Origin of the sequence: Micromonospora sp. WMMB482 (genome assembly GCF_019038635.1) — a bacterium.
GTDB classification, from domain to species: Bacteria; Actinomycetota; Actinomycetes; order Mycobacteriales; family Micromonosporaceae; genus Micromonospora; species Micromonospora marina.
In genome coordinates, this window is the sequence record NZ_JAHOPD010000020.1 from 5,518,862 (window position 1) to 5,544,111 (window position 25,250).

21 protein-coding genes are annotated in these 25,250 nt (G+C 73.1%); 9 read left to right on the forward strand and 12 right to left on the reverse strand.

Going from position 1 to position 25,250, the window contains the following annotated elements; all coding sequences use genetic code 11:
* The first annotated feature begins 4 nt into the window (after positions 1-4).
* Entirely contained in the window at positions 5-583 is a 579-nt protein-coding gene (locus KSK32_RS26965) for a DinB family protein (RefSeq protein WP_216933733.1), read from the forward strand.
* A 157-nt stretch (positions 584-740) separates the two neighbouring features.
* On the opposite strand, the gene KSK32_RS26970 is transcribed toward KSK32_RS26965, so the two are convergent.
* Entirely contained in the window at positions 741-1,949 is a 1,209-nt protein-coding gene (locus KSK32_RS26970; protein ID WP_216933735.1) for a MalY/PatB family protein, read from the reverse strand.
* A 34-nt stretch (positions 1,950-1,983) separates the two neighbouring features.
* On the opposite strand from KSK32_RS26970, the gene KSK32_RS26975 reads away from it, so the two are divergent.
* Positions 1,984-2,553, forward strand: coding sequence for a GNAT family N-acetyltransferase (locus tag KSK32_RS26975; RefSeq protein WP_216933738.1), 570 nt, complete (start codon positions 1,984-1,986; stop codon positions 2,551-2,553).
* Here KSK32_RS26975 and KSK32_RS26980 read toward each other — a convergent pair.
* Genes KSK32_RS26980 through KSK32_RS26990 form a run of 3 tightly spaced genes read right to left on the reverse strand, consistent with a single transcriptional unit; the run spans position 2,540 to position 5,998 of the window.
* Positions 2,540-3,553: a PQQ-binding-like beta-propeller repeat protein gene (locus KSK32_RS26980; protein ID WP_308163730.1), complete on the reverse strand. Its 1,014-nt coding sequence runs from the start codon at positions 3,551-3,553 to the stop codon at positions 2,540-2,542. The two genes, KSK32_RS26975 and KSK32_RS26980, sit on opposite strands and share 14 nt — an antisense overlap.
* Positions 3,538-4,365 carry an MOSC domain-containing protein gene (locus KSK32_RS34670; protein WP_308163731.1) on the reverse strand — a complete coding sequence of 276 codons (828 nt, stop codon included), beginning with the start codon at positions 4,363-4,365 and terminating at the stop codon, positions 3,538-3,540. Before KSK32_RS34670 ends, KSK32_RS26980 begins: the two co-directional genes overlap by 16 nt.
* 4 nt (positions 4,366-4,369) lie before the next feature.
* Positions 4,370-5,998 (reverse strand): isovaleryl-CoA dehydrogenase, encoded by a 1,629-nt coding sequence (locus tag KSK32_RS26990; protein WP_216933741.1) that lies wholly within the window; start codon positions 5,996-5,998, stop codon positions 4,370-4,372.
* Positions 5,999-6,176: 178 nt separating this feature from the next.
* Between KSK32_RS26990 and KSK32_RS26995 the strand changes: the two genes are divergently transcribed.
* The 6 genes from KSK32_RS26995 to KSK32_RS27020 are packed head-to-tail and all read left to right on the forward strand — an operon-like array spanning position 6,177 to position 13,392.
* On the forward strand, positions 6,177-7,715 hold the full coding sequence (locus tag KSK32_RS26995) for an ABC transporter substrate-binding protein (RefSeq protein ID WP_216933743.1): 1,539 nt from the start codon (positions 6,177-6,179) through the stop codon (positions 7,713-7,715).
* Positions 7,715-8,659 (forward strand): ABC transporter permease, encoded by a 945-nt coding sequence (locus KSK32_RS27000; RefSeq protein ID WP_026267646.1) that lies wholly within the window; start codon positions 7,715-7,717, stop codon positions 8,657-8,659. Before KSK32_RS26995 ends, KSK32_RS27000 begins: the two co-directional genes overlap by 1 nt.
* Entirely contained in the window at positions 8,656-9,537 is an 882-nt protein-coding gene (locus KSK32_RS27005) for an ABC transporter permease (RefSeq protein ID WP_216933745.1), read from the forward strand. Before KSK32_RS27000 ends, KSK32_RS27005 begins: the two co-directional genes overlap by 4 nt.
* 53 nt (positions 9,538-9,590) lie before the next feature.
* Complete coding sequence (locus tag KSK32_RS27010) at positions 9,591-10,568, forward strand: ABC transporter ATP-binding protein (protein ID WP_216936385.1); 978 nt, start codon at positions 9,591-9,593, stop codon at positions 10,566-10,568.
* Positions 10,565-11,593: an ABC transporter ATP-binding protein gene (locus KSK32_RS27015; RefSeq protein WP_216933747.1), complete on the forward strand. Its 1,029-nt coding sequence runs from the start codon at positions 10,565-10,567 to the stop codon at positions 11,591-11,593. Before KSK32_RS27010 ends, KSK32_RS27015 begins: the two co-directional genes overlap by 4 nt.
* Before the next feature lie 11 nt (positions 11,594-11,604).
* The gene (locus tag KSK32_RS27020; protein WP_216933749.1) at positions 11,605-13,392 is read left to right on the forward strand and encodes a gamma-glutamyltransferase family protein; all 1,788 of its coding nucleotides are present in this window, start codon (positions 11,605-11,607) and stop codon (positions 13,390-13,392) included.
* 125 nt (positions 13,393-13,517) lie between these two features.
* Here the strand turns inward: KSK32_RS27020 and sthA are convergent, their stop codons facing one another.
* The gene (sthA, locus tag KSK32_RS27025) at positions 13,518-14,921 is read right to left on the reverse strand and encodes a Si-specific NAD(P)(+) transhydrogenase (protein WP_216933751.1); all 1,404 of its coding nucleotides are present in this window, start codon (positions 14,919-14,921) and stop codon (positions 13,518-13,520) included.
* A 97-nt stretch (positions 14,922-15,018) separates the two neighbouring features.
* Entirely contained in the window at positions 15,019-16,392 is a 1,374-nt protein-coding gene (locus KSK32_RS27030) for a glycosyl hydrolase family 18 protein (RefSeq protein ID WP_216933753.1), read from the reverse strand.
* Between the two features lie 142 nt (positions 16,393-16,534).
* Between KSK32_RS27030 and KSK32_RS27035 the strand changes: the two genes are divergently transcribed.
* Positions 16,535-17,779, forward strand: a complete 1,245-nt coding sequence (locus KSK32_RS27035) for an ROK family transcriptional regulator (RefSeq protein ID WP_216933755.1) — start codon at positions 16,535-16,537, stop codon at positions 17,777-17,779.
* 22 nt (positions 17,780-17,801) lie between these two features.
* Here the strand turns inward: KSK32_RS27035 and KSK32_RS27040 are convergent, their stop codons facing one another.
* From KSK32_RS27040 to KSK32_RS27065, 6 genes are all read right to left on the reverse strand, one after another.
* Positions 17,802-19,214, reverse strand: a complete 1,413-nt coding sequence (locus KSK32_RS27040; protein WP_216933757.1) for a GH1 family beta-glucosidase — start codon at positions 19,212-19,214, stop codon at positions 17,802-17,804.
* Positions 19,215-19,253: 39 nt separating this feature from the next.
* Positions 19,254-20,261 carry an ABC transporter ATP-binding protein gene (locus KSK32_RS27045; protein WP_216933760.1) on the reverse strand — a complete coding sequence of 336 codons (1,008 nt, stop codon included), beginning with the start codon at positions 20,259-20,261 and terminating at the stop codon, positions 19,254-19,256.
* Positions 20,258-21,304: an ABC transporter permease gene (locus KSK32_RS27050; protein WP_216933762.1), complete on the reverse strand. Its 1,047-nt coding sequence runs from the start codon at positions 21,302-21,304 to the stop codon at positions 20,258-20,260. Before KSK32_RS27050 ends, KSK32_RS27045 begins: the two co-directional genes overlap by 4 nt.
* 3 nt (positions 21,305-21,307) lie before the next feature.
* Entirely contained in the window at positions 21,308-22,285 is a 978-nt protein-coding gene (locus KSK32_RS27055; protein WP_216933764.1) for an ABC transporter permease, read from the reverse strand.
* Entirely contained in the window at positions 22,282-23,388 is a 1,107-nt protein-coding gene (locus tag KSK32_RS27060; protein ID WP_216933765.1) for an ABC transporter ATP-binding protein, read from the reverse strand. The genes KSK32_RS27055 and KSK32_RS27060 overlap by 4 nt, the downstream gene beginning before the upstream one ends.
* Positions 23,389-23,473: 85 nt before the next feature.
* Positions 23,474-25,150 (reverse strand): ABC transporter substrate-binding protein, encoded by a 1,677-nt coding sequence (locus tag KSK32_RS27065; RefSeq protein WP_216933767.1) that lies wholly within the window; start codon positions 25,148-25,150, stop codon positions 23,474-23,476.
* Positions 25,151-25,250 lie beyond the last annotated feature (100 nt).

Sequence of the window (25,250 nt, forward strand, 5' to 3'; positions counted from 1 at the left end):
GACGATGACCGGCACCACCACGACCCCTGCCACCCTCGACGCCGAGCGGGCCGACCTGCTGGCCGAGCTCGCCGACGCGCGGAACATGCTGACCAACACGGTGCGCGGCCTCACCGACGAGCAGGCCGGGCAGAAGCCGACCGTCAGCGCGCTCTGCCTGGGCGGCCTGATCAAACACGTCGCGTCCACCGAGGAGAGCTGGCTGCGGTTCGTGGTCGAGGGCCCGTCGGCGATGTCCTTCGCCCTGCCCGAGGGCGTCACCTGGTCGGACTTCATGTCCGGCCAGGCCCGCGAGCTGCCGCAGTGGGCGGTCGACCGGGAGCGGGACTTCCAGATGCTGCCCGAGGACACGCTGCCGGCCATCCTGGACCGGTACGCCCGCGTCGCCGCCCGTACCGAGGAGATCGTCGCCGCCGTCGAGGACCTGTCGGCGACCTGGCCGGTGCCGGACGCGCCGTGGAACGAACCGGGCTCGGTCCGCAGCATCCGGCGGGTGCTGATCCACGTCATCGCCGAGACCACGCAGCACGCCGGGCACGCCGACATCCTGCGCGAGAGCATCGACGGGCAGACCACCACCTGAGCCGGCCGGGGTCGCCGCGAACCGGACGGTCGACGCGGCGTCGTCGTGGTCACGCCGCTGCGCGCGATCACCGCGGCGCCGAGGGCTGTGCGCTGGCGTCGTTCCTGTCCGAGGGCGACAACCAGCGGGTACGCGTCGCCGCCCGGTGAGCGGCCGGTCAGGCGGGCACGGCGCGGCCCATCCGGGTGACCGCCTCGGTGAGCACGGCGGGGGAGGTGGCGAAGTTGAGCCGCACGAAACCGGCCCCGCCCGCTCCGAAGACGTGCCCGGAGCTGAGCGCCACCCGCGCCCGGTCGAGGAACATCCGCGCCGGGCCGGCCAGGTCGCTCGCCACCCCCGGCCCGTCACCCGCCTCGGTGGGCACGCCGAGGCCCCGGCAGTCCAGCCAGGCCAGGTACGTGCCCTCGGGCGGCCGCCACGACACGGTGGGCAGGTGCTCGGCCAGCAGCGACCCGAGCAGCGCCCGGTTCGCGTCCAGGCCGTCGAGCAGCCGGTCCAGCCACGGCCCACCCGCCCGGAACGCGGCGGTGTGCGCGAGCACCCCGAAGTGGCTGGGGCCGTGGCTGACCTCCTCCGGCATCCGGGCCAGGTCGTCCGCCGCGTCCGGCCCGGCGACCGCCAGCGCCGCCTTGAGCCCGGCCAGGTTCCACGCCTTCGACGCCGACACCAGCGCGAACGCGTTCTCCGCGCCGGGCACCGTCAGGTACGGGGTGAACCGCGCGCCGGGCAGCGCCAGCGGCGAGTGGATCTCGTCGGCGATCACCCGTACGCCGTGCCGGGCGGCCAGCTCGGCGACTGTGGCCAGCTCGCCGGGCCGGTGCACCACACCGGTCGGGTTGTGCGGGTTGCACAGCAGGAACGCCGGCCGGTCACCGATCGCGCGGGCCCGGCGGAACGCCTCCTCCAGTGCGGCCGGGTCGAGCCGCAGGTCCGCGCCGAGCGGCGCCTCGATCACCTGCCGGTCGGCGTGCGTGACGAACGCGTAGAACGGCGGATAGACCGGGGGAGTGACCACCACCGCGTCGCCCGGGCCGGTGACCAGGCGCAGCACCTCGACGGTACCCATCATCACGTCCGGCACCAGCGTGGTGCGGCCGACCGGGAAGTCGGCCCAGTCCCACCGCTGGGCCGCGAACCCGCCGACCGCCTCGGCGTACCCGGTGCCGTACGCGTAGCCGGTGTCGCCCAGCTCGACGGCCCGGCGCAGCGCCTCGGCCACCGGCGGCGCGAGCGGTACGTCCTGCTCGGCCACCCACAGCGGCAGGACGTCCGGCGGGTACAGCCGCCACTTCACGCTGGTGCGCTGCCGGAGCCGGTCGAGCGTGAGCTGGGTGAGCGGGTTGCCGTCGTCGGCGGAAACGACCATGCGGCCCACCCTAGGCTCGGCCTACCATCGCCCGATGGCCCACCCGGCGTACCCGCTGCGCACGCCCCGGCTGCTGCTGCGCCCGGTCACGCTCGGCGACCTCGACGACGTGCACGCCTGGCAGCGCCGCCCGGACGTGGTCCGCTGGATGGCCGGCGCCGCGCCGCGTACCCGGGCGGAGTCCCTGTCGTCGGTGACCGCGATGGCCCGCGAGGACGCGCTGCGCGCGGAGGGCGACTGCCTGACGCTCGCCGTGGTCAGCGACGCGCGGGTGATCGGCGCGGTCGAGCTGGTGTGGCGCAGCGCGGCGGACCGCACCGCCGAACTGGGGTACGTGTTCCACCCCGGCCACGGCGGCCGGGGACTGGCCACGGAGGCGGCCGGGGCGCTGCTGGACTGGGGTTTCGGCGAGTTCGGGCTGCATCGGGTGATCGCCCGGTGCCACGCGGACAACGAGCCGTCGGCCCGCATGATGGCCCGGCTCGGGATGCGGCGGGAGGCGCGGCACCTGCGCAGCTACCGGTTCCGGGACGGCTGGGCCGACCAGCTCGTCTACGCGGTCCTGGCCGACGAGTGGCGGTCCCGGCCGGTCAGTGCGGGCTGACCGCGCGCAGTCCACCCGCCCCGGCGAGCAACACGGTGTCCGGGTCGAGGGCGTGCAGGGAGTCGATCCGACGTAGCGCGGTGACCCTCTCGTGGACGCCGTCGTCGTCCACGCGCAGGAGGATGCCGGACTGTCGCGCCACCAGGTGACAGTCGCCGGCCGGGGCCACGCCGGCCGCCGGCGGGTCGCCCGGACCGACGCGCCGGCGGACACCGCCGGTGGTCAGGTCGACGGCGGTCAGGCCGCCCCGGCTGTCGCGTACCCAGGCGAGGGTGCCGGTGACGGAGGGCGCGTCCGGGGTGAGGTCGGCCGCCGCGCGGAAGAACTCCTCGCCGTCGCCGGAACCGGCGTGGACCCGCCGGATCGTGCGTGGGCCGCACCGGAACAGCACGTGGTCGTCGTCGACGGCGACGAGGGCGGGCCGGTCGTCGCTGTCCGCCAGCGGCTCGGGCAGGGCGAGGCGGCGCACCTCGGCGCCACCGTCGGAGTCGAGCATCCGCAGCTCGGACGCGCCCGGAGCGCTCACCAGGACGACGCCACCGGCCGCCACGGGCCGTACCGTGGCCATCCGCGCGGCGGCGGCCCACCGGAGCGTCCCGGTCTCCCGGTGCAGCGCCCGCAGCGCGGTGTACCCGCGCCAGCCGCCGACCAGCACGGTGTCCCCGGCCACCACGAGGTGGCCGGTGTACGGCGGCACCGGCGCGCGCCACACCAGCGCTCCGGTGCGCAGGTCGAGGCAGTCCACCTCGTCCCGGTCCTGCGGCAGGGCCCAGCACCGCTCGCCCGCCACCACCACCGCCCGGGGCCAGGTGCCCAGCGGTACGTCCCAGCGCACCTCGCCGGTCGCGGCGTCCAGCCCGACCAGGCGCGTGCCGCGTTCGTGGGCCACCACGTACCCGGCCGCCACCGCGACGGCCTGCGGGCCGCGCATGTGCGACGATCTGCTCCACCGCACCCGGACCGGCCGTGCGCCGGGAGGGGCGGTCACGTCGCGTGGCACTCGTCGCCGACCCGGATCTCGCCCGTGGTCAGCGGCACGAGCCGGATGCCGAACCAGGTCTTCCCGTCGTGGCGCCGGTGGCGGGCCAGCGTGCGGATCGGCTCCTTCCCGGTCGCGAGCGTCTCCGGGTCGATGAGCGTCACCGAGCAGCGGTCGCAGCGTTCGGACACCCGGAAGTCGACGGCGCCGATGCGTACCCGGCTCCAGCCGTCCTCGGCGAACGGTTCGACCGGCCCGTCCAGCACCACAGTCGGCCGGAACCGGGCCATCGCCAGCGGCTCCGGCGCGGGCTCGCCGCGTTCCCGCGCGCCCTCGACGATCCAGTCCCGCAGCCGCCGCAGCGACGGCGCCGTGGCCACCAGCAGCGGCCCGGCGTCGGACAGGTTCAGCGGATCACCGGGTCCGCCGCCGTGCTCGGCCGACATCGGCCGGCGGCGCGGGTCGTCCAGCCACGCCAGCCGCACCGGACGGCCCAGCCGTGCGGAGAGCCAGTCGTGGGCCTCGTCGGCGGCGAGCCGGACCGTGTCCAGCCGGGACACGTCGGTCGGGGCGGGCGGCCCGTCGGCCGGCTCGGCGACTGTCAGCGACGACCCGTCGCGGGCGGTGAGCGTGATCGACCCGGGGCCGGGCGCGGCGGTCAGGCCGAGCAGCGCCGGCAGGGCACTCGACGTCAGTTTGCCGCCGTCCGGGCGCAGCACCAGCCAGCGGCGGTCGTGACGCAGGCCCCACGGCTGGACGTCGGCCCGGTCCACGCCGACGCCGCCGAGTGACTTGACCGGATACAGGTGGGCCGAGACGAGCCGGATCACCACAGCCTCAGCCGATCTTGGGAGTGGCGCGGTCGATGATCGCGGCCAGGTCCAGCCCGCCCGGCAGCGTCCCGTACGCCTGCCCGTGGTCGCCGTCGAGCCGGGACGCGCAGAACGCGTCGGCGACCGCCGGGTGGCCGTGGCGCACCAGCAGTGCGCCCTGGAGCACCAGCGCCAGCCGCTCGACCACCCGGCGGGCCCGCAGCTCCAGGTCGGTGTGGTCGGCCAGCTCGTCGCGCACCCGGCGCACCGCGGCGTCGAGCCGGGCGTCCGCGCCGGCCGCGGCGGCCACCTCCGCCTCGTACGCGGCGAGCACCTGCGGTTCCCGGGTGAGCGCGCGCAGCACGTCCAGCGCGGCGACGTTGCCGGAGCCCTCCCAGATCGAGTTCAGCGGCGACTCGCGGAACAGCCGCGGCATGCCGGACTCCTCCACGTAGCCGTTGCCGCCCAGGCACTCCAGGGCCTCGGCGGCGTGCCCGGGCCAGCGCTTGCACACCCAGTACTTGCCGACGGCCAGGGCGAGGCGCTTGAACGCGGTCTCGCCCTCGTCGCCGCGCGCCGACCGGTCGGTCGCCCCGGCCAGCCGCATCATCAGCACGGTGGCGGCCTCGGACTCGACGGCCAGGTCGGCCAGCACGTTGCGCATCAGCGGCTGGTCGGCCAGGTAGCCGCCGAACGCCCGCCGGTGCGTGGCGTGGTGCACGGCGGTGGTCACACCGTGGCGCATCCCGGCCGCCGCGCCGATCACGCAGTCGAGCCGGGTCAGGTTGACCATGTCGATGATGGTGCGGACACCCCGCCCCTCGTCGCCGACGCGCCACGCCACCGCGTGCTCGTACTCGATCTCGGCGGAGGCGTTGGAGCGGTTGCCCAGCTTGTCCTTGAGGCGCATCAGCCGCATCGGGTTGCGGGTGCCGTCGGGCAGCACCCGGGGGACCAGGAAGCAGGTGAGGCCGCCGGGCGCCTGGGCGAGGGTGAGGAACAGGTCGCACATGGGCGCCGAGGTGAACCACTTGTGGCCGACGAGCCGGTAGCTGCCGTCCGGCTCCGGCCGGGCCGTCGTGGTGTTGGCGCGGACGTCCGAGCCGCCCTGCTTCTCGGTCATCGACATGCCGGCGAGCAGGCCGCGCTTGGCCTGCGCCGGGCGCAGCCCGAAGTCGTACTCGCGGGTGGTGAGCAGCGGCTCGTAGCGGGCGGCCAGGTCCGGGCTGTGCCGCAGCGCGGGCACCGCCGCGTAGGTCATCGAGATCGGGCAGCCGTGCCCGGCGTCGGGCCGCCACAGGTAGAAGCCGGCGGCCCGGGCCACGTGCGCGCCCGTCCGGTCGTCGGCCCACGGCGCCGCGTGCAGGCCGTGCCCGACGGCGGTACGCATCAGCTCGTGCCAGGACGGGTGGAACTCCACCTCGTCGATCCGGTGGCCGTACCGGTCGTGGGTGCGCAGCACCGGCGGGTGCTCGTTGGCGAGCCGCCCGTGCTCGGCGGCCTCTTCGCCACCGGCGAGCCGGCCCAGTTCGTGCAGCCCGGGCAGCGCCCAGCCGGCGCCCTCGCGGGCCACGCCGTCGCACAGCGCCGGGTCGTCGGCGGTGTCGTGGCCGACCATCGGCGGAACCTGGTTGACGACCTCGTGTGTGGTCACGGCGGCAACTCCCAGCGCAGGTGGCGGATCAGGTCGGGCCCGGATTGAACCATCGTTCACTCCCCACCGGCAAGCACTCGTTGACAAGTCAATTTGGCTGGATTCGTTTGACATCATCCGGCTCGGAGAGAAGACTCGCCGAAACTTTCATTTGTCCGGGAAGTGGCTAGGGGGGCCTGTGTCCAGGAAAAAGCTCGGTGTGCTCGGCGCCGCACTCACACTGACCGTCGGCGTCCTGTCCGGATGCACCGGAGGCGAGGCGGTCGACGTCGGTGGCGGGGGGAACGCCGGCGCCGCCGGTGGGGTCCTCAACGCCGCGATCGGCGGCGAGCCGGACCAGCTCGACCCGCACAAGACCTCGGCGTACTACAGCTTCCAGGTGCTGGAGAACGTCTACGACACGCTCGTCGAGCCGGACGCGGACCTGAAGATGGTGCCGTCGCTGGCGACGAAGTGGACCACCAGCGACGACCAGCTCACCTGGACGTTCACGCTGCGCGAGGGCGTCACGTTCTCCGACGGGTCGCCGCTGACCTCGGAGGACGTCGTCTACTCGTACGAGCGGATCATCAAGGAGAAGCTGAACAACGCGTACAAGTTCGCCACCGTCAAGTCGGTCACCGGTCCCGACCCGGCCACGGTGGTGGTGACGCTGAGCGCGCCCACGCCGAACCTGCTGGCGAACCTGGGCGGGTTCAAGGGCGTGGCGATCGTGGAGAAGTCCAACGTGGAGTCCGGCGCGGTGAAGACCGCACCGGTCGGCAGCGGCCCGTTCAAGGTGGCCGGCTACACCTCCGGCGACAGCATCAAGCTGGTGCGCAACGACTCCTACTGGGGCGAGAAGCCCAAGCTGGACGGCGTCACGTTCACCTTCGTCAAGGATCCGACGGTGGCGTTGCAGAACCTGCGCAGCGGCCAGGTCCAGTGGACCGACAACCTGCCGCCCCAGCAGGTGAAGTCGTTGCAGGGCGGCGACGACCCGGTGGTGCGGTCGGCGGCCTCCACCGACTACTGGTACGTGGCGCTCAACCAGGCCCGCAAGCCGTTCGACAACCCCGAGGTGCGGCGCGCGATCGGGTACGCGCTGGACCGCGAGGCGATCACCAAGGCGGCGAAGTTCGGGCTGGCCACCGTCAACCAGACCGCCATCCCGAAGGCCAGCGCGTTCTACTACGACTACGCGCCCTACAGCCACGACCCGGGCAGGGCGAAGCAGATGCTCGGCCAGGCCGGCGTCGGCGAGCTGACCATGGACCTGATGGTCACCAGCGAGTACCCGGAGACGGTCACCGCCGCGCAGGTCATCGCCGCGCAGCTCAAGGACGTCGGCATCACCGTCAAGATCCGTACGCTGGACTTCGCCCAGTGGCTCGACGAGCAGGCCAAGGGCAACTTCGACGGGTTCATGCTGGGCTGGCTCGGCAACATCGACCCGGACGAGTTCTACTACGCCCAGCACCACAGCAGCGGCACGTTCAACTTCCACAAGTACAAGAACCCGGCGGTGGACAAGCTGCTGGACGACGCGCGCACCCAGACCGACCAGGGCGCCCGCAAGCAGGCGTACGAGCAGGCGGCGAAGCAGATCGTCGACGACGCCAGCTATCTCTACCTCTACAACCCGGACGTCGTGCAGGGCTGGTCGAAGAAGGTGTCCGGCTACGAGGTGCGTACCGACCGGGCGATCCGGTTCCGGTCGGTCGCCCTGGCGAAGTGATGGCCCGCTTCGTCCTGCGGCGGGTCCTCCAGTCGGCGGTCGTGCTGGTCGGCGTGACCCTGGTGGTGTTCCTGCTGCTGCAGCTGGTGCCTGGTGACCCGGTCCGGGTGGCGCTGGGCACCCGGTTCGACCCGCAGACGTACGACGCGCTGCGCGAGCGCGCCGGCCTCGACCAGCCGCTGCCGGTGCAGTACGCCAGCTACCTCGGGCACGCGCTCACCGGTGACCTGGGGGTCAGCTTCCGCACCGGCCAGCCGGTGAGCGCGATCGTGCTGGAACGGCTGCCCGCCACGCTGTCGCTGGCCGTCACCGCCGTGGTGTTCGCGCTGCTCGTCGCGTTCCCGCTGGGCATCGTCGCGGCGGTCCGCAGCGGTTCCGCCGTCGACCACGCGGCCCGCGTGTTCAGCCAGTTCGGCGTCTCGGTGCCGGACTTCTGGATGGGCATCATGGGCATCCTGCTGTTCGCCGGGGTGCTCGGCTGGCTGCCGCCGTCGGGCTACGTGGCGCTCACCGACGACCCCGGCCGGTGGGCCACCCACGTGGCGCTGCCGGCGGTGACCGTCGGCCTGGTCACCGCGTCGATCCTCACCCGGTTCATCCGCTCCTCCGTGCTGGAGGTGCTCTCCGCCGACTACGTGCGGACCGCCGAGGCGAAAGGGCTGCGCAACCGGGTGGTGATCCTGCGGCACGTGCTGCGCAACGCGCTCATCCCGGTCGTCACCGTGGTCGCGGTGCAACTCGCCAGCCTGCTCGGCGGCGTCATCGTCATCGAGGTGCTGTTCGCCTGGCCCGGCATCGGCCGGCTCACCTTCGACGCCGTGCAGGCCCGCGACTATCCGGTCCTGCAGGGCGCGGTGCTGCTCGTCGCGGCCCTGTTCCTGCTGGTCAACCTGCTGGTGGACATCCTCTACGCCCGCCTCGACCCGAGGATCACGGTCAAGTGAGCGCCACGACCGAGAGCACCGGACGCCGCGTCCTGGCCGCGCTGCGCCGCGACCCGCTCGCCGTCGGCGGCACGATCGTGCTGGCGCTGCTGGTCGTGGTGGGCGTGGCCGGCCCGTGGCTGGCACCGGCCGGGGTCAACGACGTCGACGTGGACCAGATGCTGCGCCCACCCAGCGGCGCGCACCCGTTCGGCACCGACGAGCTGGGCCGCGACGTGCTCAGCCGGGTGCTCGTCGCCGCCCGCGTGTCGCTCCAGGTCGGCGCCGTCAGCGTCGGCATCGCGCTCGTCGCGGGCGTGACGCTCGGGCTGCTCGCCGGCTACTACCGGGGCTGGCTGGACAGCGTGCTCATGCGCTGCATGGACGTGCTGTTCGCGTTCCCCGTGCTGCTGCTGGCGGTGGCCATCGTGGCGGTGCTCGGCCCCGGCCTGCTCACCGCCATGGTCGCCATCGGCGTGGTCTACACGCCCATCTTCGCCCGGATCACCCGCGCCGGCGTGCTGTCGGTACGCGAGCAGGTGTTCGTCCGGGCCGCCGTGTCCATCGGCGCGTCCGACCTGCGCATCATGCGCCGGCACGTGCTGCCGAACATCGCCGCGCCGCTGATCGTGCAGACGTCGCTGTCGCTGGCGTTCGCGATCCTCTCCGAGGCCGCGTTGTCCTTCCTCGGCCTCGGCATCCAGCCGCCCGCGCCGGCTTGGGGCCGGATGCTGTTCGACGGGCGCGGTTTCGTCACCGACGCGTGGTGGCTGGGCGTGTTCCCGGGCGCGGCGATCTTCCTCACCGTGCTGGCGTTCAACCTGGTCGGCGACGCGCTGCGCGACGTACTCGACCCACGCCAGCTCACCCTCGGCGAGGCACGCAGGAGCACCGCATGAGCGAGCGCACCGAGCGAAGCGAGGGCCACGAGCGCATGCCGAGCCAGCACCGCATGAGCGAGTCGACAGTGCTGTCCGTGGACGACCTCACCGTCACCGTCGGCACCCGCAACGGCCCGGTCCGAGCGGTGGCCGGGGTGTCCTGGCAGGTACGGCCGGGGGAGACGTTCGCCCTGGTCGGCGAGTCCGGCAGCGGCAAGAGCATGACCCTGCTCGCCGCCACCGGCCTCGCCCCGCGCGCCGCCACGGTCACCGGCCGGGTGCGGCTGCTCGACGACGAGCTGACCGCGTTGCCCGAGGACCGCCGCCGTAGGCTGCGCGGCCGGCATGTCGGGTTCGTCTTCCAGGATCCGATGACCTCGCTCAACCCGGTGCTGCCGGTGGGCCGGCAGGTCACCGAGGCGGCCGAGGAGCACCTCGGCCTGACCCGCCGTGCCGCCCGCGACCGGGCGGTGGAGCTGCTGGAGCTGGTGGGCATCCCGTCGGCCGCGGGCCGCGTCGACGCGTACCCGCACCAGTTCTCCGGCGGCATGCGCCAGCGCGTCGCCATCGCCATGGCGCTGGCCTGCGAGCCGGACCTGCTGATCGCCGACGAGCCGACCACCGCGCTGGACGTCACCACGCAGGCGCAGATCATCGAACTGATCGCCGACCTCCAGGCGCGGCTGGGCACCGCCGTCGTCTGGGTCACCCACGACCTGGGCGTGGTCGCCGGCATCGCCGACACCGTCGCGGTCATGTACGGAGGGCGGATCGTCGAGCAGGGGCCGGTCGACGCGGTGTTCGACACGCCGACGCATCCGTACACCCGGGCGCTGCTGGCGGCCCGGCCGGACCCGTCGCGGCGCGGCGAGGACCTGGTGGCCATCCCCGGTTCGCCGCCGAGCCCGCTGGACCTGCCGCCCGGCTGCGCGTTCTGGCCGCGCTGCCCGGTGCGCGCCGATCCCCGCTGCGAGCACGAACTGCCCCCGCTGACGCCGGTCGGCGACGGGCACACGGTCCGTACCTTCTACCGTGGAGAGGCCGGATGAGCGCCGACACCCCGGACGTGGTCGCCGAGCTGGACGACCTGAAGGTGCACTTCCCGACGCCGGCCGGAACGGTCCGCGCGGTGGACGGCGTCAGCCTGGCCGTACGCCGGGGCGAGACGCTCGGGCTGGTGGGCGAGTCGGGCAGCGGCAAGTCCACAGCCGGTCTGGCGTTGCTGCGGCTGGTCGACCCGACCGCCGGGCGGGTCCGGGTGGCGGGCGAGGACGTGACGCGCTGGTCGCGCCGCCGCCTGCGCGCGACGCGCCGCCACGTGGCGATGGTCTTCCAGGATCCGCAGGCGTCGCTGGATCCCCGCCGGACGGTCGGCGACAGCATCGCCGAGCCGCTGATCGTGCACCGGCTCGCCACGTCCGCCGGCGCCCGGCGGGCCCGGGTCGCGGAGCTGCTGGACCTGGTCGGCCTGCGTGCCGACACGGCCGGGCGCTATCCGCACGAGCTGTCCGGCGGTCAGCGCCAGCGCGTCGGCGTGGCCCACGCGCTGGCCGGTGAGCCGGACCTGATCGTCCTGGACGAGCCCATCGCCTCGCTCGACCTGAGTGTCCAGGCGCAGATCATGAACCTGCTCCGGCACCTGCAACGCGACCTCGGGCTGACGTACCTGTTCATCGCGCACGACCTGGCCGCCGTCGAGCACATGAGCGACCGGATCGCGGTGATGTACCTGGGCCGCATCGTCGAGACCGGCCCACCGGAACGGATCTACCGGCGCCCGGCGCACCCCTACACGGCGGCGCTGCTGTCGGCGGTGCCGGTGGCCGATCCGCGGGTCGAGCGGCAGCGCCGCCGGATCGTGCTCACCGGTGACATCCCCAGCCCGGTGGACCCGCCGAGCGGCTGCCGCTTCCGTACCCGATGCCCCCAGGCCCGCCCCGCGTGTGCCGAGACCGACCCGGCGCCGGCCGAGGTGGCCCCCGGCCACCACGCGGCGTGCCTGTTCCCGCTCGACGGCGGCGAGGGGGATGACGCCGGCGCGACGAACCGTGCCGACGTCGCGGGCACCGCGTAGGCTCACCGCCGATGACGTTCACCACCCGGCCGACGCTGCGCGGCACGTTCGGCATGGTCTCCTCCACCCACTGGCTGGCCAGCCAGTCCGCGATGGGCGTGCTGGAACGCGGCGGCAACGCCTTCGACGCCGCGGTGGCCGCCGGGTTCGTGCTGCACGTCGTGGAGCCGCACCTCAACGGCCCGGCCGGCGAGGTGCCCGCGATTCTCGCCACCGCGACCGACCCCACGCCGCGGGTGCTCTGCGGCCAGGGGCCGGCGCCGGCCGCCGCCACTGTGGCGCACTTCCGGTCACTCGGCCTGGACCTCGTGCCCGGCGCCGGTCCGCTCGCCGCCGTGGTGCCGGGCGCTGTCGACGCCTGGCTGTTGCTGCTGCGCGACCACGGCACCCGCCCACTCGCCGAGGTGCTGGAACCGGCGATCGGCTACGCCGCCGCCGGCCACCCGCTCGTCGGCGCCGCCGGGCAGACCGTCGCGCGGGTCCGGTCGCTGTTCAGCGACCACTGGCCGACCTCCGCCCGCCTCTGGCTCCGCGACGGCCGCCCACCCGCGCCGGGGGAGATGGTCACCAACCCGGCGTACGCGGACACGCTGCGCCGCCTCCTCGACGCGGGTCGGGCCGCCGGTACGGACCGCGAGGTGCAGATCGAGGCGGCCCGGCTCGCCTGGCGGGAGGGGTTCGTGGCGGAGGCGATCGACGCGTTCAGCCGGCTGCCGTTCCGCGACTCCAGCGGGCACGCCCACGCCGGGCTGGTCACCGGCGACGACCTGGCCGGATGGTCGGCCACCTGGGAGGAACCGGTCACGCTGGACTGGCACGGGCACACGGTCGCCAAGACCGGCTTCTGGGGCCAGGGACCGGTGCTGCTCCAGACCCTGTCGATGCTGGACGCGCTCGACGACCCGGCGGTATACGACCCGTCGAGCGTGGAGGGCATCCACGCGCAGGCCGAGGCGCTGAAGCTCGCGTTCGCCGACCGCGAGGCGTGGTACGGCGACACCGGCGTGCCGGGCTCCGCGCTGCTGTCGGCCGGGTACGCCCGTTCGCGGGCCGCGCTGGTCGGCGACCGGGCCGACGCGTCGCTGCGCCCCGGCAGCCCGGCGGGTGAACCGGCCCGGCTGCCGTCCCACCTGTTCGCCGAGGTGCATCGCGGGGCCGTCCCGCAGGATCCGAGCACCGGCGAACCCACGGTACGGTCCGACGGCGTGACCCGGGGCGACACCTGCCACGTCGACGTGGTGGACCGCTGGGGCAACATCATCTCGGCCACCCCGAGCGGCGGCTGGCTGCAGAGTTCACCCGCCGTCCCGGAGCTGGGCTTCCCGCTCGGCAGCCGGTTGCAGATGTGCTGGCTGGAGGAGGGGCTCGCCTCGACGCTGCGGCCGGGCCGGCGTCCGCGTACCACGCTCAGCCCGACGCTCGTGCTCCGCGACGGCGAGCCGGTGCTGGCGTGCGGCACGCCCGGCGGCGACCAGCAGGACCAGTGGCAGTTGCTGTTCCTGCTGCGGCACCTGGCCGGCGGGCAGGAGTTGCAGGAGGCGATCGACGCCCCGACGTGGCACACGACGAGCCTCCCGGCGTCGTTCTATCCGCGCGAGGTCGAGCCGGGCGCGCTGGTGCTGGAGGACCGGTTCGACGCCGACGTGCTGGCGGGCCTGCGCGCGAGGGGCCACACCGTCCGTCTGTCCGACCCGTGGAGCCTGGGCCGCATGTGCGCCGTGACCCGCGACCCGCACACCGGAGTCCTCTCCGCGGGAGCCAACCCCCGAGGCGCCCAGGGCTACGCCACCGGCCGCTGACCCACGCTCCACCCCGCCCCCTCTCCCCGTCGATCTTGCGCTTGTTGCCCGGGCATAGCTGGCATAAAGGGCGTGGGTCGGGCCGAAAGTGCAAGATCAACGAGGGGAGGGGTGGGTGAGGTGGGTCAGGTGTCGATCCGGGTGATGTTGCGGATCTTGTTGGCGGCGTCGAGGGCGGCCACCTTGTACGCCTCCGCGAGGGTCGGGTAGTTGAATACCGCGTCGAGCAGGTAGTCGACTGTGCCGCCGCATCCCATCACCGCCTGCCCGATGTGGACGATCTCGGTGGCGCCGGTGCCGAACACGTGCACCCCGAGCAGTCGGCCGTCCCCGGGCGAGACCAGCAGTTTCAGCATCCCGTACGAGTCGCCGACGATCTGCCCCCGGGCCAGCTCCCGGTAGCGGGCGATGCCCACCTCGAACGGGACCGACGCCTCGGTCAGCTCCTCCTCGGTCTTTCCGACGAAGCTGATCTCCGGAATGGTGTAGATACCGATCGGTTGCAGGCCGGACATGCCGCGTGCCGGTTCCCCGCAGGCGTGCTGGGCGGCCAGCCGGCCCTGTTCCATCGAGGTGGACGCCAGCGCGGGGAAGCCGATCACGTCGCCGACCGCGTAGATGTTGTCGACAGCGGTGCGGTAGTCGGCGTCGACGGTGATCCGGCCCCGGTGGTCGGCGGCGAGCCCGGCCGCCTCCAGCGCGAGGTCGTCGGTCTGCCCCTGCCGCCCGGCGGAGTACATCACCGTGTCCGCGACGATCTTCTTGCCGCTGCGCAGGACGCAGAGCGCGGCGCTGCGGTGCTTCTCCACGGCGGCCACCTCCTCGCCGAAGCGGAAGGTCACCGACAGATCCCGCAGGTGGTACTTCAGGGATTCGACGATCTCCTCGTCGCAGAAGTCGAGCATCCGCGGGCGGCGCTCGACCACCGTCACCTTGGTGCCGAGCGCGGCGAACAGGGACGCGTACTCCATACCGATCACCCCGGCGCCGACGACGACCATGCTGCGCGGGACGGCCTGGAGGTTGATCACGCCGTCGGAGTCGACGATCGTCCGGTCGTCGAAGTCGACGCTGTCCGGGCGGGCGGGGCGGGTGCCGGCGGCGACGACCGCCTTGTCGAAGCTGACCCGGGTCTCCCGGCCGGAGCCGGCGTCCACCCAGACGGAGTGGGCGTCGGCGAACCGGCCGGTGCCGGTGATCAGCGAGACCTTGTTGCGGGCCAGCTGGTTGCGGATGACGTCGGTCTGCCGGCTGATCACGTGCTGGGTGCGGGCGGCCAGGTCGGCGACGGTGATGTCCTCCTTGACCCGGTAGCTGCTGCCGTAGAGGTCGCGCTGGCTCAGCCCGGTCAGGTAGAGCACCGCCTCGCGCAGCGTCTTGGAGGGCACGGTGCCGGTGTTGATGCACACCCCGCCGAGCATGTCGCGGCGGTCCACGATCGCGACGCGGCGACCCAGCTTCGCCGCGGCGATCGCCGCCTTCTGTCCACTCGGTCCGGAGCCCAGCACCAACAGGTCGTAGTCATACACGAGCGCCAGCCTCGCAGGGTCCGGCAACCCGCGCCAGCGGTGGGGCTCTGCCGGGGGTGGGGCTCCGCGCCGGGGTGGAACGCGGAGCCCCACCGGCTCAGCGGCCCTGCAGGGACCGGACGTTGTCGCCGAACGTCCAGCCCTTCGACCCGTCCCAGTTGACCGACCAGGTCATCAGGCCCTTGAGGCGACCCTGGTAGGTGTTCCACGCCTGGGCCACCAGTGCCGGGCTCATGTGGCCGCCACCGGCACCGACCTGCGCGGGCAGCCCGGGAACCTGCCGGTCCAGCGGTACGCGGATCGTGGTGCCCTGTACGACCATTCCGGCGTCGAGGCAGTTGGTCTGCGCGACGAAACCGGCCACCGTTCCGGCCGGGTACGAGTCACCGGCGCAGCCGTACATCGAGCCGTTGTAGTACTGCATGTTCAGCCACCACAGCCGCCCGTTGTCGGCGTACTTCTTCACGATCGGCAGGTACGCGCCCCAGATCGAGCCGTAGGTGACGCTGCCGCCGGTGACGTACGCGGTCTCCGGCGCCATGGTCAGCCCGAACCCGGCCGGCATCTGGGCCAGCACACCGTCGATGATCCGGATCAGGTTGGCCTGCGAGGGGGAGAGCTGGTTGATGTTCCCGCTGCCGGTCAGGCCGGTCTCGATGTCGATGTCGATGCCGTCGAAGTTGTGCCGCTTGAGGATCGGTACGACGGTGGCGACGAACCGGTCGGCGACCGCGCTGGAGCTGAGGTCGATGCCGGCGGTGGCGCCGCCGATGGACAGCAGCACCGTGAGCCCGGCGGCCTTGGCCTGGCACACCTGCGCCGGGGTGGGGACCTTGACGCCGGCGTCCATGCCGTCCTCCCAGAGCACTGTGCCGTCGGCGCGGATGACCGGGAACGCGGCGGTCACCACGTTGTAGCCGTGCCCGGTGATCCGGGAGTCGGTGATCGGGATCCACCCGAGGCCGGGGTGTACGCCGTTGGCGGCGCCGTCCCAGTTCTCCCAGTAGCCCTGGAGCACCTTGCCGGACGGCCGGGACCGCAGCGCGCAGGTGTCACCGCCCGGCGTCGTCGGGCTCGGGGAGGCGGTCGGCGTCCGCGTGGGGGAGACCGTCGGGGAGGCGGAAGGAGAGGCAGTGGGGGAGGGCGACGGCGGCCGGGTGGTGGGGCTCGGCGACGGCGTGCCGCCGGTGCAGGCGCCGAGGTCGGTCCAGAGCGCCGGTACGGCGGCCGGGGTCCAGCCCGCGCCGGCCGGCGGGGTGTGCGTGACGAGCGCCTGGTAGAGCCGGCCGCCATAGGTGGCCCGGCTGCCGGCGGTCCAGGTGACGCCCTCGGCCCAGGCCGGCGCGTCACAGGCGACGAGCGCGCCGACGGCGCCGGTCGGTGTGGCGGCGGTGGCGGGCAGGGCGGCGGCGGTGGCGGCGAGCAGCGCGACGCCACCGAGCAGAGCGGTCATCCCACGTCCGAGTCGCATGACATACCTCCTCATCGATGCGCCGGAGGCTATCAGTTAACTTTGTTAAATGTAAATGCGGCGTACCCTGTCACCACCCCGCTCAGGGCGAGACGCAGGAACGGACGCCGCCCGCGGGCGGCCGGGAAGGACGGCGGCGGACGTGGACGCCAGACGCACCACGGTGCGTGACATGCGCCGGGCCAACCGGTCGGTCCTACTGACCCGGATCTGGCTGGACGGCCCGCTCAGCCGGCACGAGCTGGGCCAATCCACGGCGCTGAGCCTGGCCAGCGTCAGCAATCTGGTCGGCGAGATGATCAACGAGGGCCTGGTCGAGGAGGCCGGCTCGGTCGAGTCCGACGGCGGCCGCCCCCGCGTGCTGCTGCGCGTCGCGCCCGGCTTCGGCTACCTGGTCGGCGCCGACGTCGGCGAGACCCGGGTCCAGGTGGAGCTGTTCGACCTGAGCATGACCGCGCTGGCCAAGGCGGAGTATCCGATCGCCGCCGCCGAACCCGACCCCGAGGGGGTCGCCGCCCACCTGCGGCACGGCCTCGCCGCGGTCACCGAGCAGGCGGGCGTCGACCCGGCCGCGGTGCTCGGCTTCGGCGTCGCCGTCGCCGGCACCGTCGAGCGCACCGCCGACGCCGTGGTGCACGCCCAGACGCTCGGCTGGGACGGCGTCCCGCTCGGCGCGATGCTGCGCGCCGGCACCGACGTGCCGGTGCACGTGGACAACGGCGCGAAGACGCTCGGCCAGGCAGAGATGTGGTTCGGCGCCGGCCGCGGCGTCCGGCACGCGGTGGTCGCCCTGGTCGGCTCCGGGGTCGGCGCGAGCGTGGTCGCCGACGGCGTCGGCTACCGCGGCGCGCACAGCAGCGCCGGGGAGTGGGGCCACACCACCATCGTGTACGGGGGCCGCCGCTGCCGCTGCGGCAACCTCGGCTGCCTGGAGGCGTACGTCGGCGCCGAGGCGGTGCTGGACCGGTTCCGCCAGGCCAACCGGGGCCGACCGGCGCCGGGCGCGGACGAGGAGACCGCCTTCGGTGAGCTGCTGCGCTCCACCGGCCGTACCGCCACGAAGGTGGTCGACGAGACGGTCGGCTACCTGGGCGCCGGGGTGGCGAACCTGGTGAACCTGTTCAACCCGGAGCGGGTGGTGCTCGGCGGCTGGGCCGGGCTGGCCCTGGGCGACCGGCACCTGCCCGCGATCCGCGAGGCCACCGCGCGGCACGCGCTGCGCCAGCCGTACGCGCAGACCTCGATCGAGCTGTGCCGGCTCGGACCGGACGCGGTCGCGATGGGCGCGGCCACCCTGCCGATGACCCGGCTGCTGCGCGACGGCGGCGTGCTCCGCGACCCGGCCGCCCGCCCGGGCCCGGCGCGGGGGCCGGGCCGCCGTCACTGACCGCCCGGCCCACGCCGCGGCGTCAGCGCTGCCCGCGGACCCGCCGCACGGTGTCCCGGTACCACAGCGCGCTGCGCTTGGGGATGCGGCGCTGCGTGTCGTAGTCGACCCGGACGATGCCGAACCGCTTGTCGTAGCCGTACGCCCACTCGAAGTTGTCCAGCAGCGACCAGGCGAAGTAGCCGCGCACGTCGGCGCCGGCCGCCCGGGCCCGGGCCACCGCCCGCAGGTGCTCGGTGAGGAAGCCGACCCGGTCGTCGTCGGCGACGAACCCCTCGGCGTCCGGCTCGTCGGCGAACGCGGCGCCGTTCTCGGTGATCACCATGGGCGTGCCCGGGTAGTCGCGGTGCAGCCGCACCAGCAGGTCGGTGAAGGACTCCGGGACGATCTCCCAGTCCATCGCGGTACGCGGCAGGTCGCGGCGGACCACCCGGCGTACCGGCCTGCCGTCGTCGTCGCGCTCGCGGCCCTGCTCGTCCACGCCGGAGTGCAGCTGACCGAAGTAGTAGTTGACTCCGAGCACGTCGATCGGGGTGGCGATGACGTCCAGATCACCGTCCTCGACGGGGATCCGCACCCCCTCGGCGGCCAGGTCAGCGACCACGTCCTGCGGGTACTCCCCGCGCAGCACCGGGTCGAGGTAGAGCCGGTTGGCCAGCCCGTCGGCGGCCCGCGCCGCGTCCCGGTCCGCCGCGCTGCCGGTCTCCGGGTCGGCGGTGGACAGGTTCAGCGTCAGGCCCAGCTCGATCGGTGACCGGGCCGCCTCCCGCAGCCGCCGCGTCGCCAGCCCGTGCCCGAGCAGCAGGTGGTGGGCCGCGGCGATGCCGTCGCCCAGGTTCCGCCGGCCCGGGGCGTGGTCGCCGTAGGCGTACCCGAGCATCGCCGAGCACCACGGCTCGTTGAGCGTGGTCCAGGTGCGGACCCGGTCGCCGAGCGCGCCGAGGACCAGCTCCGCGTAGTCGGCGAACCGGTACGCGGTGTCCCGGTTCGGCCAGCCGCCCGCGTCCTCCAGCTCCTGCGGCAGGTCCCAGTGGTACAGCGTCACCCACGGCTCGACGCCCCGGCCGAGCAGTTCGTCCACCAGCCGGTCGTAGAAGGCCAGCCCGGCCACGTTGGCCGGGCCGCGCCCGCCCGGCTGCACCCGCGGCCAGGCCACCGAGAACCGGTACGTGTCCAGTCCCAGGTCCGCGACGAGCGCGACGTCCTGCGGCATCCGGTGGTAGTGGTCGCACGCCACGTCGCCGTGGTCGCCGTTCGCGACAGCGCCCGGCACCCGGCAGAACGTGTCCCAGATGGACGGGGTGCGGCCGTCCTCGGCCACCGCGCCCTCGATCTGGTACGACGACGTCGCCACCCCCCACCGGAAGGTCGGCGGCAGCGTGTCGATCGGGTCCGGACCGGCCACTGGTGACGGGCGGGTGAGGTCGGTGTCCATGGTTCTCCTCGCGGGTAGCGGGTGGTCGTGTCGGGCGGGTCAGCGGGACAGGGGCGCGACGGCCGGGTGCAGCCTGCACGCGACGGCCCGCGCCGGGTCGTCGAGGCGCGGCACACCGAGCACCGGCACCTGCTCGTCGCACCCGTCGAACGCCTTCGGGCAGCGGGGGTGGAACGCGCAGCCGGACGGCATGGCGCGCAGGTCCGGCGGGGAGCCGGGGATGCCGGTCAGCTCGCGGCGCGGCCCGTGCAGCGCCGGGAACGAGTGCAGCAACCCCTCGGTGTACGGGTGCAGCGGCTCCCGGTACAGCCGGGCGGCGGGTGCCTCCTCGACGATCCGGCCGCCGTACATGATCGCGATCCGGTCGGAGAACTCGACGAGCAGCGACAGGTCGTGGGTGATGAACAGCACCGCGAAGCCGAGGCGTTCACGTAGTTCGGCGAGCTGGCCGAGGATCTGCCGCTGCATCACCACGTCCAGCGCGGTGGTCGGCTCGTCCATGATGACCACCTGCGGCTCCAGCGCCAGCGCCATCGCGATCATGACCCGTTGCCGCATGCCGCCGGAGAGCTGGTGCGGGTAGCTGTCCAGCCGGTCGGCGGAGATGCCGACCAGGCGCAGCAGATCCTTGGCGCGGGCCAGCCGGCTCGCCGCCGTGCTGGTGGGTTCGTGCGCCCGGATCACGTCGAGCAACTGGGTGGAGATCTTGTGCACCGGGTTGAGGGAGTTCATCGCGCCCTGGAACACGATCGACGTCTCCGCCCAGCGGAACTCGCGCAGCTTCGCCGGACTGAGCGTGAGCACGTCGACCGGCGGGCCGTCGGCCGGGTGGTAGATCACCTGGCCGCCGCTGACCACGCCGGGCGGGGGCAGCAGCCGGGTCAGCCCGTAGGCGAGGGTGGACTTGCCGCTGCCGCTCTCCCCGGCCAGGCCGAGCACCTCGCCGCGGTGCAGCGTCAGGTCGACGTCGCGGACCGCGCGGACCGCGTCCGCGCCGACGCCGTAGTCGACGCACAGGCCGCGGATCTCCAGCACCTGGTCGCTCATGGGGTCGCGTCCTCTCGGGTGGGGTCCGCCGGCCGCTGCATCGGGACCGGCGCCGGGATCGGCGCGAGCACCGGGGTGAACCCGACGCGCATCGCGACGGTGCGACCGTCGGCGGTACGGATCCGGGTCCGGCCGCCGGTCCGCAGCCGGGGGCTGACGAACTCGTCGATGCCGAAGTTGATCAGCGCCAGCGCGGTGCCGAGCAGCGCGATGGCCAGCCCGGCCGGGACGAACCACCACCAGGCGCCCTGCGCCAGGGCCTGCTGTCCCTGCGCCCAGAACAGGATCGTGCCCCAGTTCCACGACGTCACCGACGAGACGCCGATGAACGCCAGGGTGATCTCCGACATCACCGCGAAGATGACGGTGCCGACGAAGCCGGAGGCGATGATCGCGGTCAGGTTGGGCAGGATCTCGAAGCCGATGATCCGCCAGGTCCGCTCGCCGGTGGCGCGCGCGGCCTCGACGTAGTCGCGGCGCCGCAACGACAGCGTCTGGGCGCGCAGCACCCGGGCGCCCCACGCCCACGACGTGAGGCCGATGACGAGTGCCACGAGCATGTCACTGGCCTGGTCGACCAGGGACGTGATGATGATGATCAGCGGTAGCGCCGGGATCACCAGGAACACGTTCGACACCGCCGACAGGCCCTCGTCGGCCGCGCCGCCCAGGTAGCCGGCGGTCACGCCGATGAGGATGGACAGGATCGTGGCGAGCACGCCGGCGGTCAGGCCCACCACCATCACGCTGCGTGCGCCGACCAGGATCTGGCTGAAGATGTCCTGCCCGAGGTGGGTGGTGCCGAACCAGTGCCGGGTCGAGGGTGCCTGGAGCACGTCGGCGCTGCGCGAGTCCGGGTCGTACGGCGCGATCCACGGCCCGATCACCGCCAGGAGCACGTACACCCCGAGGACGGCGAGGCCGGTCGCGGCCTTGGCGTTGGCGACGAAGCGGAACCGGCGGCGGCGTGCCCGGGCCGACGGCTGCGCCATCGCCTCCTGGCCGGGGACGACCTGCTCGATGCTGGACGGGGAGAGTGTCATCGTTCAGCTCTTTCGGGTCCGCGGGTCGAGGAGCAGGTACGCCACGTCGGCGAGCAGGTTCGCCACCAGCACCGAGATCGTGATGATCAGGAAGATGCCCTGCATCAGCGGGTAGTCCTTCGAGCCGACGGCCTGGAAGAGCTGGAACCCGAGGCCCGGGTACGAGAAGACGATCTCCACGAGCAGCGTGCCGCCGACGATGAAACCGAGCGACAGCGCGAACCCGGACACGTTGGGCAGCAGCGCGTTGCGGGCGGCGTAGCTGAGCGCCACCCGGCGCTCGGACAGCCCCTTGGCGTGCGCCACCGTGATGTAGTCCTCGCTGGCGACGGTGACCATCATGTTGCGCATGCTGAGGATCCAGCCGCTCATCGACGACACCAGGATGGTCGCCGCGGGCAGGATGCTGTGCTGGATCGCGCTCGGGATGAAGTACGCGTCGAACGCCGGCACCAGTCCCGGCTCGTAGCCGCCGGAGGACGGGAAGAAGCTGCCCGGCCCGGCGAACAGCGCGATCGCGACCAGGCCCAGCCAGAAGTACGGGATGGAGGAGAGGAACGTGGTGGCCGGCAGCAGCCCGTCGATCCACGAGCCGCGCCGCCAGCCCGCGCCGACGCCGAGCGCGGTGCCGAGCAGGAAGCTGACGATCGTGGTGACACCGACGAGGCCGACGGTCCACGGCAGGCTGTTCCCGATCACCTCCGACACCGGGGCGGGGAAGAACGTGAACGACAGTCCCAGGTCGCCGCGCAGGAGTTGCCCCCAGTAGGCGACGTACTGCTCCCACAGCGAGCGGTCGGAGTCCAGCCCGAACAGCACCCGCAGGGACACGATCGCGTCGGCGCTGATCCGGCCCTGGTTGCGGGAGATCAGCGACTGAACGGGGTCGCCGGGCACCATCCGCGGGATGAAGAAGTTGAGCGTGATCGCCGCCCAGGCGGTGAACAGGTAGAAGGCCACCCGTTGCAGCAGGAACCTCATCGGGCCGCCTCCGTCCCGGCGTCCTCCGCCTTCGCCGCCTTCTGCGCCGCGACGGTGTCCGGGTCGAACAGCCAGCACGCCGCCCAGTGCCCGGGCGCGTCGTCCACCGGAATCGGCGGCGGCAGGTCGGTGGCGCAGCGCGGCATCGCCGCCGGGCAGCGCGGGTGGAACCGGCAGCCGGCCGGCGGGCGGATCAGGCTCGGCGGCTCGCCGTGGCCCCGCTCGCCGGCCGCCGCGCCGTCGCCGCCCGCGCCGGTGATCCGCTCCGGGTCCGGCGCCGATTCGATCAGCAACCGGGTGTACGGGTGGGCCGGGCGCTGGGTGACCGTCTCGCTGTCGCCGCCCTCGACCATCCGCCCGGCGTACATGACGATCGTCTCGTCGGCGAAGTAGCGGGCCGAGGCGATGTCGTGGGTGATGTACAGGATGGCCAGGTCGAGCCGGTCCTTGAGGTCCTGGAGCAGGTTGAGCACGCCGAGACGGATCGACACGTCGAGCATGGACACCGGCTCGTCGGCGAGCAGCACCTCCGGGTCGGCGCCGAGCGCCCGCGCGATCGCCACCCGCTGGCGCTGCCCGCCGGACAGTTCGTGCGGGAACGCGTCGAGGTAGCGCTCCGGCGGGGTGAGCGCGACCCGCGTCAGCAGGTCGGCGAGCGCCTTCTCCAGCCCGTCCGGCCCGGTGCCGGCGTTGCCGTGGATGCGCAGCGACCGGGTCAGGTGGTAGCGGACCGTGTGCACCGGGTTCAGCGAGGCGAACGGGTCCTGGAGGATCAGCTGCACCCGGCGCACGTACGCCCGGAACCGGCGACCGCCGCGTACCCGGGTCGATGCGCCGTGCAGCCGGATGTCGCCGCCGGTGCGCGGGTAGAGCTGGGCCAGCAGCCGGGCGACTGTGGACTTGCCGGAGCCGGACTCGCCCACGAGCGCCGTCACCCGGCCACGTCGCAGCGCGATCGATACGTCGTCGACGGCGTGCACCACCGCCGGGGTGCGGGAGAGGAGATCACGCAGCCGCCGGCGGACGGGGAAGTGCTTGGTCAGGCCGACGGCCTCCAGCACCACCTCGTCAGCCGGCGCCGGTGCGCTCTCGGTCAACGTCATGCCGCATTCCTGTCTGGGGTTGCCGAAGCGAGGGGCGGGTGCCGCCGGCCCGGCCGGAGGATCGGGCCGGGCCGGCGGCACCGGGTCAGCCGTTGGCGGGCTCGAGGTGCAGCACCACGTCCACCGCGTTGGGCTGGGTGGGCTGGAGCGCGCCGTACGGGTTCGAGTCGTCCGGCCAGCCGGTCCAGTTCTTCGTGCTGTACGCGCCGCCGATGTTGTCCGCGCCGACCGGGATCATCGGCATCTGCTCGACGAAGACCTTCTGGAGGGTGGCCATCGCCGTGGTGCGGGTGGCGTCGTCGGTGGCGTTGGCGTACGACACCAGCGCGTCGGTGGCCTCCTTGCTCTGGAACCGGCCGAAGTTGCCCGCCGGGGAGGCGGTACCGATCGGCTTGAGCACCCGGCCGTCCATGATGGTCCGGTAGATGTCGTACGGCGTGGCGCCGGACTCGGTCCACCGGAACGTGGCGTCGAAGTTGCCCTGCTCGACGTTGCGGAACCAGGCGTCCTGGTTGGCCTTGTCGATGGTGGCCGCGATGCCGATCTTCGCCAGGTTGCCCTTCACGATCTCCAGGCTGGTCTGGTAGTCGGACCAGCCGGCCGGATCGGTGAGCCGGATCGTGACCGGCTTGCCACTCTTGTCCTTCAACGTGGTGCCGTCGAGCGTGTAGCCGGCGCCGGTGAGCAGCGCCTTGGCGCCCTCGACGTCGACCTTGTGCTCCTGGCCCTTGTACTCCGGCGCGATGAACGAGTCACCAGCCGGGCTGGGCAGGCCGGTCACGCTCTTGACCTCGGGGTGGAAGTAGCCGGCCTCGGCGGTGGTGAAGATGTCCGCCCGGTCGATCACCATGTTCATGGCCTTGCGCAGCGCCGGGTCGTCGAACGGCTTCTTCGTGGTGTTCAGGTAGAGGCCGTGGATGCCCAGCACCGGCGGCGCCCACATCTTGTGGTTCTCCTGGTCCTTGGCCACGAACACGGTCTGGTAGTTCGGGATGAAGACGAAGCTCCACTCCGACTCGCCGTTGGCCAGCGCGGTGGTCTGCGCGCTGTTGTCGGTGTAGGACGTGTACCGCAGTTCCTTGACCTTCGGCGCGTCCTGCCAGTAGCCGCTGTCGCGCACGGAGAGCGTCGTGGTCGCCGGGGTGAACGACTTCAGCGTGTACGGGCCGCTGCCGACCGGCTGCTTCACCGGGTCGGCGGCCGGGTCGGAGATCTTCTCCCACAGGTGCTTCGGCACGATCGGCACCCGCCACAGCACCTTCTGCTGGTTGACGAACTGCGGGCTGGCCATCGAGATGGTGACCTCGTTGCCGCTCGCGGTCGCGTCGGTGTACGGCACGCCCTGGTCGTTGAGGGCCGGGAACTTCTTCACCAGGTTGTAGGTGAACGCGACGTCCTCCGCGGTGACCTTCTGCCCGTCGGACCAGGTGGCGTTGTCGCGGACGGTCACCTTGACCGTCTTGTAGTCCGACGACCACTCGGCCTTGGTGGCCAGCCACGGCTTGAACGGCTCGGCCGGCTTGACCGGGTTCCACATCATCAGCGGCTCGTAGATCTGCCACCGGTAGCCGAGCGACGCGGCGGCCGAGGTGGTGAGGAACGGGTTGTTGTTCTCCGCCTGCGGGCCGTTGGGCATGCCGATGTTCAGCACCGTCGCGGCCTGGCCGCTCTTCTTGTTCGCGTTCGGGCTGTCGCCGCAGGCGGCGGCGCCGGTGACCATCGCGCCGGCCAGCGCGAGGGCGAGGAGTTGCCGTCTTCTCATGGAGGTCTCCCTCGGTGGTCCCGCAGTCCTCGGGCGGGATGTGGTGGATGGAGGGTGTGCGGTGGTGCCACCGGCGGGCGGGCCCGCCGGCGTGGTCGCC

Coding starts and splice junctions, on each gene's coding strand:
- KSK32_RS26965 (WP_216933733.1), top strand. CDS start 5: ATGACCGGCACCACCACGACCCCTGCCACCCTCGACGCCGAGCGGGCC.
- KSK32_RS26970 (WP_216933735.1), bottom strand. CDS start 1,949: ATGGTCGTTTCCGCCGACGACGGCAACCCGCTCACCCAGCTCACGCTC.
- KSK32_RS26975 (WP_216933738.1), top strand. CDS start 1,984: ATGGCCCACCCGGCGTACCCGCTGCGCACGCCCCGGCTGCTGCTGCGC.
- KSK32_RS27000 (WP_026267646.1), top strand. CDS start 7,715: ATGGCCCGCTTCGTCCTGCGGCGGGTCCTCCAGTCGGCGGTCGTGCTG.
- KSK32_RS27010 (WP_216936385.1), top strand. CDS start 9,591: ATGAGCGAGTCGACAGTGCTGTCCGTGGACGACCTCACCGTCACCGTC.
- KSK32_RS27015 (WP_216933747.1), top strand. CDS start 10,565: ATGAGCGCCGACACCCCGGACGTGGTCGCCGAGCTGGACGACCTGAAG.
- KSK32_RS27020 (WP_216933749.1), top strand. CDS start 11,605: ATGACGTTCACCACCCGGCCGACGCTGCGCGGCACGTTCGGCATGGTC.
- KSK32_RS27030 (WP_216933753.1), bottom strand. CDS start 16,392: ATGCGACTCGGACGTGGGATGACCGCTCTGCTCGGTGGCGTCGCGCTG.
- KSK32_RS27040 (WP_216933757.1), bottom strand. CDS start 19,214: ATGGACACCGACCTCACCCGCCCGTCACCAGTGGCCGGTCCGGACCCG.
- KSK32_RS27045 (WP_216933760.1), bottom strand. CDS start 20,261: ATGAGCGACCAGGTGCTGGAGATCCGCGGCCTGTGCGTCGACTACGGC.
- KSK32_RS27050 (WP_216933762.1), bottom strand. CDS start 21,304: ATGACACTCTCCCCGTCCAGCATCGAGCAGGTCGTCCCCGGCCAGGAG.
- KSK32_RS27055 (WP_216933764.1), bottom strand. CDS start 22,285: ATGAGGTTCCTGCTGCAACGGGTGGCCTTCTACCTGTTCACCGCCTGG.
- KSK32_RS27060 (WP_216933765.1), bottom strand. CDS start 23,388: ATGACGTTGACCGAGAGCGCACCGGCGCCGGCTGACGAGGTGGTGCTG.
- KSK32_RS27065 (WP_216933767.1), bottom strand. CDS start 25,150: ATGAGAAGACGGCAACTCCTCGCCCTCGCGCTGGCCGGCGCGATGGTC.